This window comes from Homoserinimonas sp. A447 (assembly GCF_054489325.1).
Genome location: NZ_JBTMWW010000001.1, coordinates 3,116,855 through 3,131,744, shown reverse-complemented (window position 1 = coordinate 3,131,744; position 14,890 = coordinate 3,116,855). Strand labels below are relative to the sequence as shown.

The following is a 14,890-nucleotide window of genomic DNA, read 5'->3' as shown; positions in this document are numbered from 1 at the left end:
GGGACAGAGAAGTATGACCGACGCACTGAGTCCAGCAGTGCCGGCGGGCTGGTATCCAGACCCGTGGGGGTCTACTTCGCAGCGCTGGTGGGACGGCACGTCCTGGAGCGCGAACCTGGACCCGCAACCGGAGGCCCAACTGGAAACTCAGCCGGAACCTCAGCCGGAGCCCCAGCCGGAGAAAGCGGCGGATGCGCCGGTGCCGGTGGCTGTCGGCGCCCAGGTTTACGACTCCTCCGCCGCAGTGGAGGAAGACTACGTACCGGTCGCCGCGCGATCGACCTTCGAACCGGCATCCTCGTATCGGGACGCCGCAGCGCCAACACCGGTTTCGCCGTACCCGTCACGTCGCACCCTGCGCGAACTGGCTTCCGCGACGAACACAGCGTCGGACGAAGAGCACCCTGCTGCACTAACGGAGGACGGCCCCATGGAATCGCACCCCCGCGAAGCTCCCCTCAGTGGTGGCCTGCCTGCGTTCACGCAGGCCCCCGAGTTCTCACCCGAACCCGTTTCGGCGCTGCCTCCTCCGGTGTGGCAAGACCCAGAGGTCGAGGCAGACGTTGCCGTGCAGGCGACCACACCGGAACCGGTGGCCGAGACACCCGAGCCAGCACCCGCACTCCCTCCGGTGGCGTTGGAGCCGCCGCTTCCGGTGCCCGAAACCAGCGCCTCGTCCGAGCCAGCCACCTCCACGCCTGCTGACGATCCGACCGGTGCCGACGACGACTGGGCAGCCTCCCTGGCCCGCTGGGAAGACGTGGAGACGACATCCGCTCCCCCGGACGCCCTGCCCATCTTCGGCGACTCGCCGCCGGTCTCGTACTCGCAACGCGCCGTGAAGTACCAGCCGATGCACGGTCGCACCTCTCCGGTCTGGCTGATCGTGTTCATGCCGGTGGTGCAGCTGGTCAGCATGGTCGGAAGCCTCTACCTCTTCCCCGGCCTGCTCGGGTTCGACGCCGAACTGTTCGCTCTCGTCCCCACGGAGGCCGCCGCGATGGGGCTCCTGCTCAGCCTGCGGGACTGGCTGCTGTTCGCCGCGCTCCCCCTCACTTTCGCGTTCTTCGTCTTCACCTTCATCCTGGGGTTCCAGGACCGCGCCCGACTTCGCCTGCTCGGCCACGACCAGACCGCGTCGCCCTGGTGGATCGTGCTGAGCCCGCTCGTCTACCTGATCGTGCGTAGCGTGAGGGTGCGGCAGTGCACCGGCCGCCGCGGGTCGGGTCCGCTGACCACCTACCTCTGCCTGTACATCGCGCCGCCGATCGCGCTCATCGTCGCCCATGCGGTGACCACCGCACTCTACGGGGCGATCCCGGGCTGATTCATTCGTCGCCGAGTACGCAGTCGAGTACGCGAGAATTGCCCTATGCAGGCCCTCGCCATACTCAACCAGCCGTCAGCGGATGCGCCACCCCACCAGCCGGGACAGCCGCCCTTCGCGCTAGCGGACCCGAACGGCCTTCACCTGAGCGTTCTCGACCTGGGCGCGACCCGCGGCGACGGCGTCTTCGAGACCGTCAGTGTCGCATCCGGTACTCCTCAGGCCCTGGAACCCCACCTGGCCCGCTTCGCCCGCTCGGCGATGGCGCTGGACCTTCCGGCACCGGACCCGGATGCGTGGCGCCAGGCGATTATGGCGGTCGCCGACGCCCTCGCCGACCTGCCCGAGGCTGCGGTCAAGACCGTCTACACCCGCGGGGTGGAGGGCGACGGGCGGCCAACCGGCTGGGTGTACGGTACCGCGGCACCAGACTTTTCGCATGCACGAGCCCGCGGCATCCGTGTGGTCACCCTCGACCGCGGCTACCGGCACGACGTAGCCACCACGTCGCCGTGGCTGCTCGCGGATGCCAAGACGCTCTCCTATGCCGTGAACCGTTCGGTGTTGCGGGAGGCGGCACGACGCGGCGCCGACGACGTGATCTTCATCAGCTCGGACGGTTACGTGTTGGAGGGGCCGTCATCGTCGGTGCTACTGCGACGCGGCGACACGCTCGTGACCCCGGGCACCGGCCTGGCCATCCTCGATGGCACCACCCAGGGCAGCATCTTCACCTTCGCGGCAACCCGTGGGATGCCGACCGAATTCGCGCTCGCTCCCGCCGAGACGCTGCGGCAGGCGGATGCCCTCTGGCTGGTTTCCAGCACCCGGCTCGCTGCGCCCGTCGTCGCGCTGGACGGCGTGCCGATGCCCGTGGACCGGGAACTGACAGCCGCCATGAACGAGTACCTCGCCGCTCGCACCAGCTGACTAGGCAAGCACGCTGCGGAGGCTGTTCGCCAGCCACCGGCGATAGGCCTCGGCGCTCCAGTCGCCGTCGACCACCAGCGATCGGTAGGACTGCGGATGCCCGAGCGCCCAGATCGCGGCAGCCACCTGCGCGTCGCTCGACCCCGACGTCAGCCCGCCGCGGCTGCGCGCCACCGCGGCAACTTTTCCGTAGTTGCTGAGCCGGCGTTCCCCGCGCTCCCGTTCCAGCGCAGCAACCTCCGGGTAGACGGCGGCTGTCTGGTGGATGAGGGTGAGGATCTCATTGCTGCGTTCATTCACCTCCGCGATCCAGTCGGCGAGCAGGCGGCTGAGGCCGGTGAGGCCGCCCGTGGCATCCGCCCGCGCCTGCATGAACTCGGAAACGCTCCGCGGGGCGTCAGGACCCGCCGTCACCTGGTCGAGCACGGCCGCCAGCAGGGCGGCCTTGTTGCCGATCGAGTTGTAGATGGTCTGCACTGCGACTCCAGCGAGTTCAGCCACAGCGGTCAACGAGGTGCGCACGTAGCCCCGGGTGAGGAACAACTCTCTGGCGGCGGCCACGATCTCGGCCCTCGTGGCACCCGCCTGCAGGTCCCGTCGATTCGCCATGGTTAGAGCGTATGCGGTTGCCGGCGGGTTCCGTGGCTGGACGCTCGCTGAGCACCAGTACCGCGAAGGCACACCGGTGCCTATCGTCGCCGGCATGAACACGTCAACAGGAAACGAAGATAGCGACCTGGGGAACCGACCTGCGGGACACCTGAAGCTTCGCTGTGTGAGGGTTCCAGGTCGGTGAGCGGATGCCTATGGTGGCCGCATGAACGAGCGCGAACGATCCCAGGATCCGGCAGAGGGCCCGGACGATCCCAACGTCTACGAGCCGGAGCCTGGCCAACCGGGCACCGGACCGGATGGCGACGATGCCGAAATCGGTATCGATGACATCGGCGAGGCGATGCCGGGCGCCGGACGGATGAACGAGAGCACCGAGGACCCGAACTCCTCGGACCCCGACCTCCGCCCCGACAGCCCTGCTCCACTGCCCTGAGCCGGAGCACCATGGAATACCACCCGAAGCGGGCAATTGTCACCGGGTCGGACTCGGGTATCGGTCGTGCGACCGCGGTCGCATTGGCGGCAGCTGGCATGGATGTCGGCGTGACCTGGCACTCCGACGAGGCCGGCGCGTACGAGACCGCTGATCTGGTGCGCAACCTCGGCCAGAACGCAATCGTCGAGCGTCTCGACCTGACCGAGCTGCCCGGCTGTGCGGACGTCATCGACACCCTCGCTGAGCAGTTGGGCGGCCTGGACGTATTCGTGAACAATTCCGGCACCGGGTCGAACACGCCCATGCTGGACACCGATTTCGAACTGTGGCGCACGATCATGGCCACAGACCTGGATGGCGCGTTCCTCTGCATCCAGCGCGCCTGCCGCCGGATGGTCGCGGCCGGCAACGGCGGGCGGATCATCGCGGTGACCAGCGTGCACGAACACCAGCCGCGAGTCGGGTCGGCGGCATACGACGCCGCCAAGCACGGGCTCGGCGGCCTGATCAAGACGATCGCCCTTGAGCTGGGCGAGCACGGTGTGACGGCCAACTCGGTCGCTCCCGGCGAGATCGCGACCCCGATGACCGGGCAGGAGGACGCGGACCCTCACCGCATTCATCGCCCGGGCGTGCCGCTCGGCCGCCCGGGTGACGCCCGCGAGGTCGCAGCGGTCATCGCGTTCCTGGCGTCAGCCCAGGCGTCGTACGTCACCGGCGCATCCTGGGTCGTCGACGGCGGCATGCTGCAGATGGGCCCTCAGGCCGGATCGCACCTGACCTCGGATGAGTGGCGGAACGGTTGACCGCGACTAGGCGGCGCTGATCCCGAACAGGCCGATGATGAGGGCCATCACGAGGTAGGTGACCAACTCGTGGGAGATGTTCAGGAGGGTGAGCATCCGCGGTCGGTTCTCAAAAGCATCGTGCGTGATGAAGCGTGCAGCCGTGAAGCCGGCCCAGAGGATGATCGCGGTGACTATGGTGTTCGCCAGGAAGGCTCCGCCGTAGAAGTGCTGCGCGATCGCGGCCGCGCCAGCCAGTACCCAGGCGCTGATGAAGCTCACGATGATGGTCACGATGATCGCCACAACCGCGTTCGACTTGGTCTCGACGCGGGCCGTCTTCTCCCACCAGGTTCCGAAAACCCTTGGCGCGTACCAGACGGATCCGACCACCATCGTCGACAGCGTGGCGACGATCACTGCCCACCAGTTGATCTCGGGAACCATGACGTACCTCTTCCTTGAAGTTGTCTCGAAGTCTACCCTCGCCGCCTTGCGTGGCCACGCTCGCGGGCGTACACCGGTACACACGAACAGTTGTACAGCGAAGCACCACCCACACGAAAGGGTCGATGATGAGTACACACGGAAATCGGAACCGCGGCCGGGACGACAAGGACCACGCCAACAGTGGTTACAGCACACGGGACGAGCGACGCGGAGCGGTTCCGGTAGAGCCGACGAGTTCGCTCCGCGAGGACGTCGCCGAGCGGGAGGAAGAGCGTTTCGGCGGGGTCAAGATCGGTTCGGCATTCTTCGGCTGGCTGGCCGCCATGGGCATGGCAGTGTTGCTGACGGCGGTCGTCGCAGCGGCTGGAGCTGTCGTCGGCCTGGGCCTCACCGGCGATGTCGAGGATGCCACCGGAGCCGCCGCTGACAATGCCGAGACGGTCGGCGTGATCGGCGCAATCGCGCTGATCGTCATCATGCTGGTCGCCTACTATTGCGGCGGCTACGTCGCCGGGAGAATGGCCAGGTTCGACGGCGCGAAGCAAGGGATCGCCGTGTGGGTCTGGGCGGTCGTGATCGCGATCGTCGTGGCCATCCTGGCTGCCATCGGCGGCGCCGACTTCAACATCCTGGCGAACGTGAACGGGTTCCCCCGCATCCCGATCAACGAGGGAGACCTGACCACAGCGAGCATCATCACCGCCGTGCTGGTGGCCGTGGCGAGCCTGGTCGGAGCGATCCTCGGCGGGATGGCAGGCATGCGCTTCCACCGCAGGGTCGACCGCGTCGGCCTCGGACGCTAGGAGGGTGCAGCGATGATCAGCAACGAGAACCTGGGCAGCATCATGGGCGCGCCCGTCGTCGGCCCGGACGATGACCGCATTGGAACGGTGGGCCAGGTCTTCGTCGACCCGACCACCGGTGCACCCAATTGGGTCACCGTCCACACCGGCCTGTTCGGCCGGCACGAGACCTTCGTTCCCCTGAACGAGGCGACCTGGGACCGGGAGGTGCTGCACGTGCCCTACGAGAAGGACCTGGTGAAGGAGGCACCGCGCATCGACACCGACGAGGCGCTGACTCCCCGGGCCGAGGACGACCTCTACCGGTACTACCGGATGGGCGCGGAAGCATCAGACGATGATGAAGAGCGCGACGATGATGAGCACGAGGATCGTACTGAGGACGCGGATGCTGCGCCCACCACCGGCGAGAGCCTCCGGTTGCGCAAGTACACGGTCACCGAGGAGCACAACGTGACCGTTCCGGTCACCCACGAGGAGGTTCGCCTGGAGCCGGATTCGGACGCCGAGGCGCCGGGCGCAGAGGCGAACGGCGACAAGGAGGGGTCGTCAGACCGCAATCGCCGGGGCCGCCACCGCGCCTGACAGCCGACGCGTGACATCCGCAGGTTGCAGTCGTAGTATCTCCGCATCAATCCGTGCAAAAAGGGGAACCACCATGAGCAACACCAACCTTCCGTCGGGCACCCACGAGACGATGGCCGACGTCTACGACATGGACGGAGCCGACACCCAGGAGGAGTACGTGGGCGCCGACACTGTCGACGACGAGGACGTTGTAGATGACGCCGACGAGCTGGTCGATGATGACGACGACGACCTGCTGATCGAGGACGACGATGACGACCTGCTGGATGACGAAGACCTGGTGATCGACGACGAGGACGACGACGACCTCTAGCGCCATCCGCACGCCTCGCCCGTCAGCTACGGACACGCCCGTACACGCAACGCAGCCCGCTGGGTCCGTAGCTGACGGGCGAGGCGGTCAGGAAGCGCGCACCACGTACCAGCGGCCCTTCACCCGCTCCGTGACCTTCCACACCAGCACCTCGGCAGCATGGGCCGTCGCCGCCGCAATGTGCGCCCCGAGTTGCCGGGCGAGCTCTGCGTCATCCGCTGTGAACCGAATCGTGATTCGCGGGGCTCCGGCCACGATCCCCAGGTCGGCGGCCTCGACCGTGGTCAGCTCCCGCGCCGCCTCGGCCGCGACCGGAAGCACCCGGTCGGGGGCGACGCCCGGCTTCAGCATCCCGACAGTCATGGTCACGCGGTAGGAGGGCACCCAGTCAGGCTACGGGGAAGCAGCCTAGGCTGGCATCATGGCCAAGGAACTTGCACACGAGACGGATGCCGGACGCTACACCCTGCGCGACGGCAAGGACCTGCTCGCGACCGCCGATTACCGCATCAACGGCAACCAGATCTCATTCCACCACACCTACACGAGCCCCGCGCACCGCGGAAAAGGGCTGGCCGGGGAAGTGGTCACCTATGCGATCGACGACGTGGAGCAGAACACCACGTACCGTGTGGTCCCGATGTGCTGGTACGTCGGAAAGTGGTTCGACGAGCACCCGGAGCGCGCGGACCTGCTCACCCGCTGACCGGCAATTCGCCTGGTTGCTCCACCGGCAGTTCGATCGGCTCCCCCGCCATCGCCCTGGCTGACGCCTCCGGCACCCACAGCACGTCCCCGTGCTCGACGTTGGCGCCGCGGGCGATCACGAAGAGCAGCAGCGACAACCGGTTCAGGTAGTGCGCGGCCAACTCATTCAGCTGGTCCGGATGCGCCTCGATGGCCGACCACACCGAGCGTTCCGCCCGCCGCACCACCGCGCGCGCCTGGTAGAGAAGCGCCGCGGCGAGGGTGCCGCCGGGCAGGATCATGCCGCTGAGGTCGGAGGCCTCCTGAACGTAGTGGTCGACCGCGCGCTCCAGCCGCTCGATGTGCGCGGGCTGGATGCGCGCATCCGCTTGAGCACCCAATGGCGTCGACAGGTCGGTCACCAGGTCGAAGAGGTCGTTCTGCACGCTGGCGAGCATCGTGGTCACGTGATTCGGCAGGGCACCCGCGGCGATGGCGACACTGACCGCTGAGTTGGCCTCGTCACAGTCCGCATAGGCAGCGACCCGCGCATCCGCCTTAGACAATTCCCCGTGGCCACCGAGCCTGGTGCGCCCGGAGTCGCCATCATGGGTCTTCTTGGTGAGTTCGTTCAGGTTCGCATCGTCCTCTTCGACCATGCGGCAACTATAGGCGCACCCCCCGTCCGGGGGTAGCGTGGCTGTATTCAGTCCCGGAAACCGACCATCGGCTCGAGGAGTGACATGGCCCACGTTCCAGACGATCAGTACGCGGCACGCATCGGCGATTCGGTATCCGCACCACCAGCCAGGGGCTGGGCGAGCATCGACAAGGTCGTGTTCGGTGTCTCTGCCGGCATCATCCTGGTCATCTGCCTGCTCGGCATACTGGTCACCGACGCCTTCGAGGCGACAGCCGCCACCGCGCTCGGGTGGGTCACCCAGAACGTCGGCTGGCTGTTCATCCTCGGCGCGACCGGGTTCGTCGTCTTCGCCCTGGTACTCGCCTTCGGCCGGTATGGCAACATCCCGCTCTCCAGCGAGGGCGAGAAGACCGAATTCTCGACCATGTCGTGGGTGGCGATGATGTTCAGCGCCGGCATGGGAATCGGGCTGATGTTCTTCGGCGTCTACGAACCGGTGACCCACCTGGCGGACCCTCCCCCGTTCGTCGGCGCGGAGCCGGAGAGTGCGGAAGCCGCGCGTGCCGCGATGGCGTACACCTTCTTCCACTGGGGACTGCATCCCTGGGCCATCTACGCTGTCGTCGGGCTGACGCTCGCCTATTCGACGTTCCGGATGGGGCGCGGCAACCTGATGAGCGCGCCATTCCAGTCACTGTTCGGCAAGGAACGCATCGAGGACAAGGGCTGGGGCAAACCGATCGACATCCTGGCGATCATCTGCACCAAGTTCGGCTCGGCGACCTCCCTCGGGCTGGGCGCGTTGCAGATCGCCGCCGGCATCGCCCTGCTCCGCACCGGTGAGTTCGCGGATGAACCAGACACCGCCGTCGCGATCATCGTCATCTGCGTGCTCACCGTCGGGGTGGTGCTCTCGGCGGCCAGCGGGGTGGCACGCGGCATCAAGTGGCTGAGCAACACGAACATGGTGCTCGCGGCCGTGCTCCTGCTGTTCGTCTTCGTCGTCGGGCCGACCGTCTTCATCCTGGATCTGCTGCCGTCGTCGATCGGCTCCTACCTCACCAACATCATTCCGATGAGCTTCCACTCCGCGGTCTTCGGAGGAGAGGAGTGGCTGGCGAGCTGGACCATCTTCTACTGGGCCTGGTGGATCTCCTGGACCCCGTTCGTGGGCACCTTCATCGCCCGCATCTCCCGCGGCCGCACCATCAAGGAGTTCGTGCTCGGCGTGCTCCTTGTGCCCACTTCGGTGAGCACCATCTGGTTCGTCGTGTTCGGCGGGGCCGGCCTGCACCTTCAGCTGAGCGGCATCGACATCGCCGGAACCGGCGACGAGGCTGCCGGCTTCTTCGCGGCGCTGCAGCAGTACCCCTTCTTCATCGGGGCGGCACTGGTGGTCATGACGCTCACCGCGGTCTTCTTCGTCAGCGGGGCGGATGCCGGTGCTCTCGTCCTCGGGACGCTCTCGAGCCGGGGGCGCAAAGAACCGTGGAAACCACTGGTGATCCTCTGGGCCGTGCTGACCGGTGCCGTCGCCGCGGTGCTGCTCTACGTCGGCGGGTTGGGGGCGCTGCAGACCTTCACGATCCTGGCGGCGACCCCGTTCATCCTGATCATCATCGGACTCTGCATCGCCCTGTACGCCGACCTCAGACGCGACCCGCTGCGCCAGCGGAGGGCCGGGCCGGTGCGCGGCACGGCGGAGGCGGTCTCGACGGTGCCGTTCACCGAGCCGGTCGACGTGCTCCCGGATGAGGCAGGTCCCCCGCCGCCCGAACCCTGACTCGTGAGAGCCTGTCTCCTTCGGCGTCGCGCACCGATCCGTGGGTCGCTCGCGCATATGCGTGCGCGCAGCTGCGTTCCATAGGCGCGGCTGGTGTGGCGGTGCGGATCGGTACACGCACCACACAAGGGTGCGCGTCACGCCGACACTCGGACTCAGCGCCAGCCGACCGCCGGCGCCACCAGCTTCACGATGCTCTCGAGCAGCTTGGCGTTGTACTCGACACCCAGCTGGTTCGGCACCGTGACGAGCAGGGTGTCGGCCTCCTGAATGGCCACGTCCTTCGCCAGTTCTTCGGCGAGCGCATCCGGCTCCCCGATGTAGCTCTTGCCGAACCGGGCCAGCCCGCCGTCGAGGTGGCCGACCTGGTCCTTGCCCTCGACCTGGGCGCGCAGCCCGAAGTAGTGGCGGTCCTCCTCGGTGACGAGAGGCATGATGCTGCGGCTGACCGAGACCCGAGGCTCTTGCCTGTGCCCGGCATCCGCCCAGGCGTCCCGGAACATGCGGATCTGCTCGGCCTGCAATTGGTCGAACGGCACCCCGGTGTCTTCCGTGAGCAGAGTCGAACTCATCAGGTTCATGCCCTGCTCGGCGGCCCACACCGCCGTGGCGCGGCTGCCGGCTCCCCACCAGATGCGTTCGCGCAGCCCCGGCGAGTGAGGCTCGATGGGCAGGAACCCGTCGCTGCCGACCATCTTCGGGTTCGCCCGCGCCACCCCTGCTCCGTCGATCGCCGCTCGGAAGATGGCTGCCTTGTTGCGGGCGTCATCCGCGTCGCTGCTGCCCTCGCCCGGCACGTAGCCGAACGCCTCATACCCGTTCAGGGCCGGTTCTGGTGAGCCGCGGCTGATGCCCAGCTGCAGGCGCCCGTCGCTGATCAGGTCGACGGCGGCCGCCTCCTCCGCCATGTACAGCGGGTTCTCGTACCGCATGTCGATGACGCCGGTTCCCATTTCGATACGGCTGGTGCGCGCGGCGATCGCGGCCAGCAGCGGGAACGGGGACGCCAGCTGCGGCGCGAAGTGGTGCACGCGCACGAACGCGCCATCCACTCCCAGCTCTTCGGCGGCGACCGCCAGCTCGATGGACTGCACGAGCGCGTCGCGGGCGGTCTTGACGACCGAGCCAGGCACATCCTGGTAGTGGCCGAAAGAGAGGAACCCGATTCGCTTCATACTCGGTGCAGCGTTCATGCCTTCGAGCGTATTCCTCGTTCCCACCGTTTTCCGAAGGAGGTGCCATACGGTTCGACTATGGAACTTCGCACCACCACCCTGACCGACCTCCCGCTGACCCGTCTGGATGGCACCCCGGAACGCCTCAGCGATTATGACGGCAAGGTGCTGCTGGTGGTCAACGTCGCATCCCGCTGCGGATATGCGCCGCAGTACGAACAGCTGGAAGAACTGCAGCGCACCTACGCGAGTCACGGGTTCAGCGTGCTCGGGTTCCCGTCGAACCAGTTCGCGCAGGAGCTGAAGTCGGCGGATGCCATCGAACAGTACTGTTCGGCCACCTGGGGCGTCACCTTCCCGATGTTCGAGACCACGCGGGTGAACGGGCGGTCCAGGCATCCGCTGTTCTCGGCGTTGCACCAGGTGAAGGACCAGGCCGGCCGCAAGGGCCGGGTGAGGTGGAATTTCGAGAAGTTCCTCATCCTGCCGAACGGGGACATGCACCGCTTCCGCAGCAAGACGCTGCCGGACGACCCCGCGATCGTCGAGCTGATCGAGCACGCACTCCCGGAGGATTAGGCGCCGATACGATTGAGCCCATGATCATCGCCGCAGCAGACGGGTCCGCCCTCGGAAATCCTGGACCCGCCGGCTGGGCCTGGTACGTGAACGACGGATGCTGGGCGGCCGGAGGCTGGAAGCACGCCACCAACAACCAGGGTGAATTGAAGGCGGTGCTCGAACTGTTCCGGGCGACCGCGCACCTCGACGAAGACCTGCACGTGCTGTGCGACAGCCAGTACGTGATCAACTCCGTGACCAAGTGGATGCCCGGCTGGAAGGCGAAAGGCTGGCGCAAGGGCGACGGCAAGCCGGTCATGAACCTGGAGCTGCTGAAGGAACTCGACGACGCGATCGCCGGACGCCGTTACACCTTCGAGTGGGTGCGCGGGCACGTCGGGCACATCCTGAACGAGGCCGCCGACCTGCGTGCACGCTCGGTCGCGGAGGCGTTCCAGCGCGGACTTTCAATCCCCGCAGGCCCCGGCTGGAACGACTGAGGCTACTGTCAGTGACACTCGCCTAGGCTGAATCTGTTATGCGCCTTTTCCTCATCCGCCACGGCCAGACCCCGGCCAATGTGCTGGGCCAGCTCGACACCGCCCACCCCGGCCCGGGCCTCACCCAGCGTGGTCTCGAGCAGGCTGCGCGGGTTCCGGATGCGCTGAGCGGCGAACCGATCGACGCCCTGTTCGCGTCGACCCTGGTGCGCACCCAGTTGACTGCCGCTCCGCTGGCGGATGCCCGGACCCTCGACGTCGAGGTCAAGTCGGGCCTGCACGAGATCGAGGCCGGCGAGCTGGAGATGCGCAGCGACCACCATTCGGTGCGCCGCTACCTGGAGACGGTGTTCGCCTGGGGTTCCGGGGAGCTGGACATCGCCATGCCGGGCGGCCCGACCGGCCACGACTTCTTCGGGCGTTACAACGCCGACCTGCGGGAGATCGCCGAATCTGGCGCGTCTTCGGCGGCGGTGGTCAGTCACGGTGCCGCCATCCGCGTCTGGGTTGCCGGCAATGCGACCAATGTCGCTTCCAGTTTTGCCGGGGAGAACGACCTCGACAACACCGGTGTGGTCGTGGTTGAGGGCTCCTTCGATGAGGGCTGGACCCTCACCCGCTGGGCCGATCAGCCGATCGGCGGCGCTGAACTGGCGGATGCGACGGCCGCCGACCCGACAGGAGAATCCCTGAGCGAGGCGCAGGCCGCCGACAGCTGAACATAGAGGGCCCCGCCCGGTGAGCACGGGCGGGGCCACACCTGGCGGAGGGTCACTAGTCGGTGAAGGCGTCCTTCACGTTCTCGCCCGCCTGTTTGAGGTTGGCCTTGGTCTGGTCCCTCTTGCCTTCGGCTTCGAGCGATTCGTTGTCGGTCACCTTTCCGGCGCCCTCCTTGACCTTGCCCTTCATTTCTTCTGCCTTGTTCTCCATGTCGGCCATATTGATCAACCTCCTAGTCGAAACGTCAATTGGTCGGGTCCACGTTAACCCTCGCTATTGGCGGCGGGGAGGGGCTGACAGCACTCTCGCAGGCTCGCGCTGACCTAGGCTGTTCGCGTGAAACAACCGCGAGTTCCCGGCACCGTGAAGCGGTTTTTCACCGGCCCGCGCTACCTCGCCAAGGGGCTCGGAATGTGGGCCACCTCCCCCAAGCTCATGTTCCTCGGCGCGATCCCCGCCCTCATCGTCGGCGCAGTCTTCATGGCCGGGGCGGTTCTGTTCGTCATGAACATCGACACGATCGCGGCCTGGTTGACCCCGTTTGCCGAGGGCTGGGACGAACCGTTCCGCATCGCCACGCGGGTCGCGGCCGGGCTGGCGGCATCCGTCATCGTCGTCTACGCAGGCCTCTTCACCTTCACCGCCCTCACCCTCGCGGTCGGCGACCCCTTCTACGAGCGCATCTGGCGTGAGGTCGAGAAACGCGGCGGCGGCCCGGTGCCTGAACCGTCGGAGACCGTGTGGGCATCCGTCCGCCGCGGGGTGGGCAACGGCATCCGGATGTTCGCGGCCACCGCTGCGATCGGCGTGACCCTGTTCGCCTGCGGGTTCATCCCGGTGGTCGGCCAGGTCGCGGCGCCCGTGTTGGGCGCCCTGTTCGGCGGCTGGCTGCTCGCGGTCGAACTCTCCGGATTCGCCTTCGACGCCCGAGGGTTGACGCTGCGCCAGCGGCGGCGGATGCTCGGGGCGAACCGCGCGGGCACCGTCGGTTTCGGTGTGGCCACCTACCTGCTCTTCCTCGTGCCGTTCGGGGCGGTATTCGCCATGCCGGCGGCGGTCGCCGGGGCCACCATGCTCAGCCGTGACGCGCTTGATCTCTCCGTGGGTTGAGTAGGCGCGCAGCGCCGTATCGAAACCAAGCCATATTCACCGCGGCCGCTCAAGCCATCGGCTGATGGAGTCGCGTGCGGGAGCGGCTAGGCGGGGGCGAGGAATGCCTCGATCGCGGCGGTGAACGCGGCGGGGTCCTTGACACCGCAGAGTTCGCGCGCCGAGTGCATCGACAACAGCGGGATCCCGACATCGATGGTGCGGATGCCCAGGCGGGTCGCCGTGAGCGGTCCGATGGTCGACCCGCACGGCAGATCGTTGTTCGACACGAACTCCTGGTAACCGACCTTCGCCTGCGCGCAGGCGCGGGCCCACTCTGCCGCACCCATCGCATCCGTCGCATACCGCTGATTGGCGTTGATCTTCAGCAGCGGTCCGCCGTTGAGCACCGGGCGATTGGCCGGGTCGTGGCGCTCCGGGTAGTTAGGGTGCACGGCATGCCCGGCATCGGCGGAGAGGCACCAGGAGTCGGCGAAGGCCCGCATCCGGTCGGTGTCGGATGCTCCGAGGCTGGCGCTCACTCGGGTGAGGATGTCGGCGAGGAACGGCCCGCTCGCCCCTGAGCGGGTGGCCGAGCCGACCTCCTCGTGGTCGAAGGCGGCGAACATCGGGATGTGCGCGTGCCGGTCACCGAGGCCCAGCAACGCGGTCAGGCCGGCGTGCACTGACGACAGGTTGTCGAGGCGGCCGGATGCGAAGAAGGCGTCGTCGAGACCGAACACGGTCGGGGGCGCAGTGTCGGCGACGGAGATGTCGTAGCCCACGACCTCGGATGCCTTGCGTCGCCCGGCGAGGCCGGTCAGGTGGCCGAGGAGGTCGGCATCCGCCCGGTCGCCGAGCCCGAACACCGGGTTCATGTGTGCCTGGCGCTTGAGGGTGAGCTTGTCGTTGACCTCGCGATCGAGGTGGATGGCCAGCTGCGGGAAGCGCAGGAACGGTCCGGTGCGCACCAGCGAGGTGGTGCCGTCCGAGAAGGCGATGCGGCCGGCGAGTTCCAGTTCGCGGTCGAGCCAGGAGTTGAGCAGTGGGCCACCGTACACCTCGACGCCGGCCTGCAGCCAGCCCTCCGAGCCGATGGTCGGCTTCGGCTTCAGTTTGAACCCTGGCGAGTCGGTGTGCGCACCGAGGATGCGGAACGGCGTGGTCGCGGTGGCGTTGGCCGGCCGGATCCAGGCCACGATCGACCCGTCGCGGATGACGTAGTGCCGTCCTGCAGCCTTGGTCGCCTTGCGCTGGGGGCGGCTCCAATCATCCGCCTCATGCAGCTGGGTGAAACCGGCCTCCTCCAGGCGACCGGCCGCCTCGGCGACGGCATGGAAGGAGGAGGGTGACGCTTCGACGAATCGGGCGAAGTCCTGGATGTGGTCGGAGGCAGTCATACCCCAATTCAAGCACCCCTGCGGCGGGTCCCGGCTCGGCGCAGGAATCGAGGAGAAAGCAGCATCCGCTCGCCGTTTTCTCCCC

20 protein-coding genes are annotated in these 14,890 nt (G+C 67.4%); 13 read left to right on the top strand and 7 right to left on the bottom strand.

The window, feature by feature from the left end; translation table 11 throughout:
• Window positions 1-13: 13 nt before the first annotated feature.
• Both ACX3O0_RS15530 and ACX3O0_RS15525 read left to right on the top strand, forming a co-directional pair.
• Window positions 14-1,327 carry a DUF2510 domain-containing protein gene (locus tag ACX3O0_RS15530; protein ID WP_459108341.1) on the top strand — a complete coding sequence of 438 codons (1,314 nt, stop codon included), beginning with the start codon at window positions 14-16 and terminating at the stop codon, window positions 1,325-1,327.
• A 45-nt stretch (window positions 1,328-1,372) separates the two neighbouring features.
• Window positions 1,373-2,257 (top strand): aminodeoxychorismate lyase, encoded by an 885-nt coding sequence (locus ACX3O0_RS15525; protein ID WP_459108340.1) that lies wholly within the window; start codon window positions 1,373-1,375, stop codon window positions 2,255-2,257.
• Here the strand turns inward: ACX3O0_RS15525 and ACX3O0_RS15520 are convergent, their stop codons facing one another.
• Complete coding sequence (locus ACX3O0_RS15520) at window positions 2,258-2,866, bottom strand: TetR/AcrR family transcriptional regulator (RefSeq protein WP_459108339.1); 609 nt, start codon at window positions 2,864-2,866, stop codon at window positions 2,258-2,260. It abuts the gene before it with no gap.
• Between the two features lie 208 nt (window positions 2,867-3,074).
• On the opposite strand from ACX3O0_RS15520, the gene ACX3O0_RS15515 reads away from it, so the two are divergent.
• Window positions 3,075-3,305, top strand: a complete 231-nt coding sequence (locus tag ACX3O0_RS15515; protein WP_459108338.1) for a hypothetical protein — start codon at window positions 3,075-3,077, stop codon at window positions 3,303-3,305.
• An 11-nt stretch (window positions 3,306-3,316) separates the two neighbouring features.
• A complete protein-coding gene (locus tag ACX3O0_RS15510) occupies window positions 3,317-4,114 on the top strand; it encodes an SDR family oxidoreductase (RefSeq protein ID WP_459092737.1) in 798 nt (265 codons plus the stop codon).
• Window positions 4,115-4,120: 6 nt separating this feature from the next.
• On the opposite strand, the gene ACX3O0_RS15505 is transcribed toward ACX3O0_RS15510, so the two are convergent.
• A complete protein-coding gene (locus ACX3O0_RS15505; protein WP_459092735.1) occupies window positions 4,121-4,540 on the bottom strand; it encodes a DUF1761 domain-containing protein in 420 nt (139 codons plus the stop codon).
• A gap of 128 nt (window positions 4,541-4,668) precedes the next feature.
• Here ACX3O0_RS15505 and ACX3O0_RS15500 point away from each other — a divergent pair, with 128 nt between their 5' ends.
• The 3 genes from ACX3O0_RS15500 to ACX3O0_RS15490 all read left to right on the top strand — a co-directional run bounded on the left by ACX3O0_RS15500 (window position 4,669) and on the right by ACX3O0_RS15490 (window position 6,247).
• Window positions 4,669-5,346, top strand: a complete 678-nt coding sequence (locus ACX3O0_RS15500; RefSeq protein WP_459092733.1) for a hypothetical protein — start codon at window positions 4,669-4,671, stop codon at window positions 5,344-5,346.
• A gap of 12 nt (window positions 5,347-5,358) precedes the next feature.
• The gene (locus tag ACX3O0_RS15495; protein WP_459108337.1) at window positions 5,359-5,931 is read left to right on the top strand and encodes a DUF2382 domain-containing protein; all 573 of its coding nucleotides are present in this window, start codon (window positions 5,359-5,361) and stop codon (window positions 5,929-5,931) included.
• Between the two features lie 73 nt (window positions 5,932-6,004).
• Window positions 6,005-6,247, top strand: coding sequence for a hypothetical protein (locus ACX3O0_RS15490; protein ID WP_459092729.1), 243 nt, complete (start codon window positions 6,005-6,007; stop codon window positions 6,245-6,247).
• 87 nt (window positions 6,248-6,334) lie between these two features.
• On the opposite strand, the gene ACX3O0_RS15485 is transcribed toward ACX3O0_RS15490, so the two are convergent.
• Window positions 6,335-6,631: a hypothetical protein gene (locus tag ACX3O0_RS15485; RefSeq protein WP_459108336.1), complete on the bottom strand. Its 297-nt coding sequence runs from the start codon at window positions 6,629-6,631 to the stop codon at window positions 6,335-6,337.
• A gap of 37 nt (window positions 6,632-6,668) precedes the next feature.
• On the opposite strand from ACX3O0_RS15485, the gene ACX3O0_RS15480 reads away from it, so the two are divergent.
• The gene (locus tag ACX3O0_RS15480; RefSeq protein WP_459108335.1) at window positions 6,669-6,953 is read left to right on the top strand and encodes a GNAT family N-acetyltransferase; all 285 of its coding nucleotides are present in this window, start codon (window positions 6,669-6,671) and stop codon (window positions 6,951-6,953) included.
• On the opposite strand, the gene ACX3O0_RS15475 is transcribed toward ACX3O0_RS15480, so the two are convergent.
• A complete protein-coding gene (locus ACX3O0_RS15475; protein WP_459108334.1) occupies window positions 6,943-7,593 on the bottom strand; it encodes a cob(I)yrinic acid a,c-diamide adenosyltransferase in 651 nt (216 codons plus the stop codon). The genes ACX3O0_RS15480 and ACX3O0_RS15475 overlap by 11 nt on opposite strands.
• 84 nt (window positions 7,594-7,677) lie before the next feature.
• Here ACX3O0_RS15475 and ACX3O0_RS15470 point away from each other — a divergent pair, with 84 nt between their 5' ends.
• Window positions 7,678-9,360, top strand: coding sequence for a BCCT family transporter (locus ACX3O0_RS15470; RefSeq protein WP_459108333.1), 1,683 nt, complete (start codon window positions 7,678-7,680; stop codon window positions 9,358-9,360).
• A 155-nt stretch (window positions 9,361-9,515) separates the two neighbouring features.
• On the opposite strand, the gene ACX3O0_RS15465 is transcribed toward ACX3O0_RS15470, so the two are convergent.
• A complete protein-coding gene (locus ACX3O0_RS15465) occupies window positions 9,516-10,535 on the bottom strand; it encodes an LLM class flavin-dependent oxidoreductase (protein WP_459108492.1) in 1,020 nt (339 codons plus the stop codon).
• A 78-nt stretch (window positions 10,536-10,613) separates the two neighbouring features.
• On the opposite strand from ACX3O0_RS15465, the gene ACX3O0_RS15460 reads away from it, so the two are divergent.
• The 3 genes from ACX3O0_RS15460 to ACX3O0_RS15450 are packed head-to-tail and all read left to right on the top strand — an operon-like array spanning window position 10,614 to window position 12,315.
• Window positions 10,614-11,114, top strand: a complete 501-nt coding sequence (locus ACX3O0_RS15460) for a glutathione peroxidase (protein WP_459108332.1) — start codon at window positions 10,614-10,616, stop codon at window positions 11,112-11,114.
• 20 nt (window positions 11,115-11,134) lie between these two features.
• On the top strand, window positions 11,135-11,596 hold the full coding sequence (locus ACX3O0_RS15455) for an RNase H family protein (protein WP_459108331.1): 462 nt from the start codon (window positions 11,135-11,137) through the stop codon (window positions 11,594-11,596).
• A gap of 38 nt (window positions 11,597-11,634) precedes the next feature.
• On the top strand, window positions 11,635-12,315 hold the full coding sequence (locus ACX3O0_RS15450; RefSeq protein ID WP_459108330.1) for a histidine phosphatase family protein: 681 nt from the start codon (window positions 11,635-11,637) through the stop codon (window positions 12,313-12,315).
• A gap of 55 nt (window positions 12,316-12,370) precedes the next feature.
• Here the strand turns inward: ACX3O0_RS15450 and ACX3O0_RS15445 are convergent, their stop codons facing one another.
• Window positions 12,371-12,535 carry a CsbD family protein gene (locus tag ACX3O0_RS15445; RefSeq protein WP_459108329.1) on the bottom strand — a complete coding sequence of 55 codons (165 nt, stop codon included), beginning with the start codon at window positions 12,533-12,535 and terminating at the stop codon, window positions 12,371-12,373.
• Window positions 12,536-12,652: 117 nt separating this feature from the next.
• Here ACX3O0_RS15445 and ACX3O0_RS15440 point away from each other — a divergent pair, with 117 nt between their 5' ends.
• Window positions 12,653-13,426 carry an EI24 domain-containing protein gene (locus tag ACX3O0_RS15440; RefSeq protein ID WP_459108328.1) on the top strand — a complete coding sequence of 258 codons (774 nt, stop codon included), beginning with the start codon at window positions 12,653-12,655 and terminating at the stop codon, window positions 13,424-13,426.
• A gap of 86 nt (window positions 13,427-13,512) precedes the next feature.
• Here the strand turns inward: ACX3O0_RS15440 and ACX3O0_RS15435 are convergent, their stop codons facing one another.
• Window positions 13,513-14,805 (bottom strand): M18 family aminopeptidase, encoded by a 1,293-nt coding sequence (locus tag ACX3O0_RS15435; RefSeq protein WP_459108327.1) that lies wholly within the window; start codon window positions 14,803-14,805, stop codon window positions 13,513-13,515.
• Window positions 14,806-14,890 lie beyond the last annotated feature (85 nt).

Bases quoted from the DNA above. Each gene is read 5' to 3' on its own strand.
- ACX3O0_RS15530 (WP_459108341.1), top strand. From the start codon at position 14: ATGACCGACGCACTGAGTCCAGCAGTGCCGGCGGGCTGGTATCCAGAC.
- ACX3O0_RS15525 (WP_459108340.1), top strand. From the start codon at position 1,373: ATGCAGGCCCTCGCCATACTCAACCAGCCGTCAGCGGATGCGCCACCC.
- ACX3O0_RS15520 (WP_459108339.1), bottom strand. From the start codon at position 2,866: ATGGCGAATCGACGGGACCTGCAGGCGGGTGCCACGAGGGCCGAGATC.
- ACX3O0_RS15515 (WP_459108338.1), top strand. From the start codon at position 3,075: ATGAACGAGCGCGAACGATCCCAGGATCCGGCAGAGGGCCCGGACGAT.
- ACX3O0_RS15510 (WP_459092737.1), top strand. From the start codon at position 3,317: ATGGAATACCACCCGAAGCGGGCAATTGTCACCGGGTCGGACTCGGGT.
- ACX3O0_RS15505 (WP_459092735.1), bottom strand. From the start codon at position 4,540: ATGGTTCCCGAGATCAACTGGTGGGCAGTGATCGTCGCCACGCTGTCG.
- ACX3O0_RS15500 (WP_459092733.1), top strand. From the start codon at position 4,669: ATGAGTACACACGGAAATCGGAACCGCGGCCGGGACGACAAGGACCAC.
- ACX3O0_RS15495 (WP_459108337.1), top strand. From the start codon at position 5,359: ATGATCAGCAACGAGAACCTGGGCAGCATCATGGGCGCGCCCGTCGTC.
- ACX3O0_RS15490 (WP_459092729.1), top strand. From the start codon at position 6,005: ATGAGCAACACCAACCTTCCGTCGGGCACCCACGAGACGATGGCCGAC.
- ACX3O0_RS15480 (WP_459108335.1), top strand. From the start codon at position 6,669: ATGGCCAAGGAACTTGCACACGAGACGGATGCCGGACGCTACACCCTG.
- ACX3O0_RS15475 (WP_459108334.1), bottom strand. From the start codon at position 7,593: ATGGTCGAAGAGGACGATGCGAACCTGAACGAACTCACCAAGAAGACC.
- ACX3O0_RS15470 (WP_459108333.1), top strand. From the start codon at position 7,678: ATGGCCCACGTTCCAGACGATCAGTACGCGGCACGCATCGGCGATTCG.
- ACX3O0_RS15465 (WP_459108492.1), bottom strand. From the start codon at position 10,535: ATGAAGCGAATCGGGTTCCTCTCTTTCGGCCACTACCAGGATGTGCCT.
- ACX3O0_RS15460 (WP_459108332.1), top strand. From the start codon at position 10,614: ATGGAACTTCGCACCACCACCCTGACCGACCTCCCGCTGACCCGTCTG.
- ACX3O0_RS15455 (WP_459108331.1), top strand. From the start codon at position 11,135: ATGATCATCGCCGCAGCAGACGGGTCCGCCCTCGGAAATCCTGGACCC.
- ACX3O0_RS15450 (WP_459108330.1), top strand. From the start codon at position 11,635: ATGCGCCTTTTCCTCATCCGCCACGGCCAGACCCCGGCCAATGTGCTG.
- ACX3O0_RS15445 (WP_459108329.1), bottom strand. From the start codon at position 12,535: ATGGCCGACATGGAGAACAAGGCAGAAGAAATGAAGGGCAAGGTCAAG.
- ACX3O0_RS15435 (WP_459108327.1), bottom strand. From the start codon at position 14,805: ATGACTGCCTCCGACCACATCCAGGACTTCGCCCGATTCGTCGAAGCG.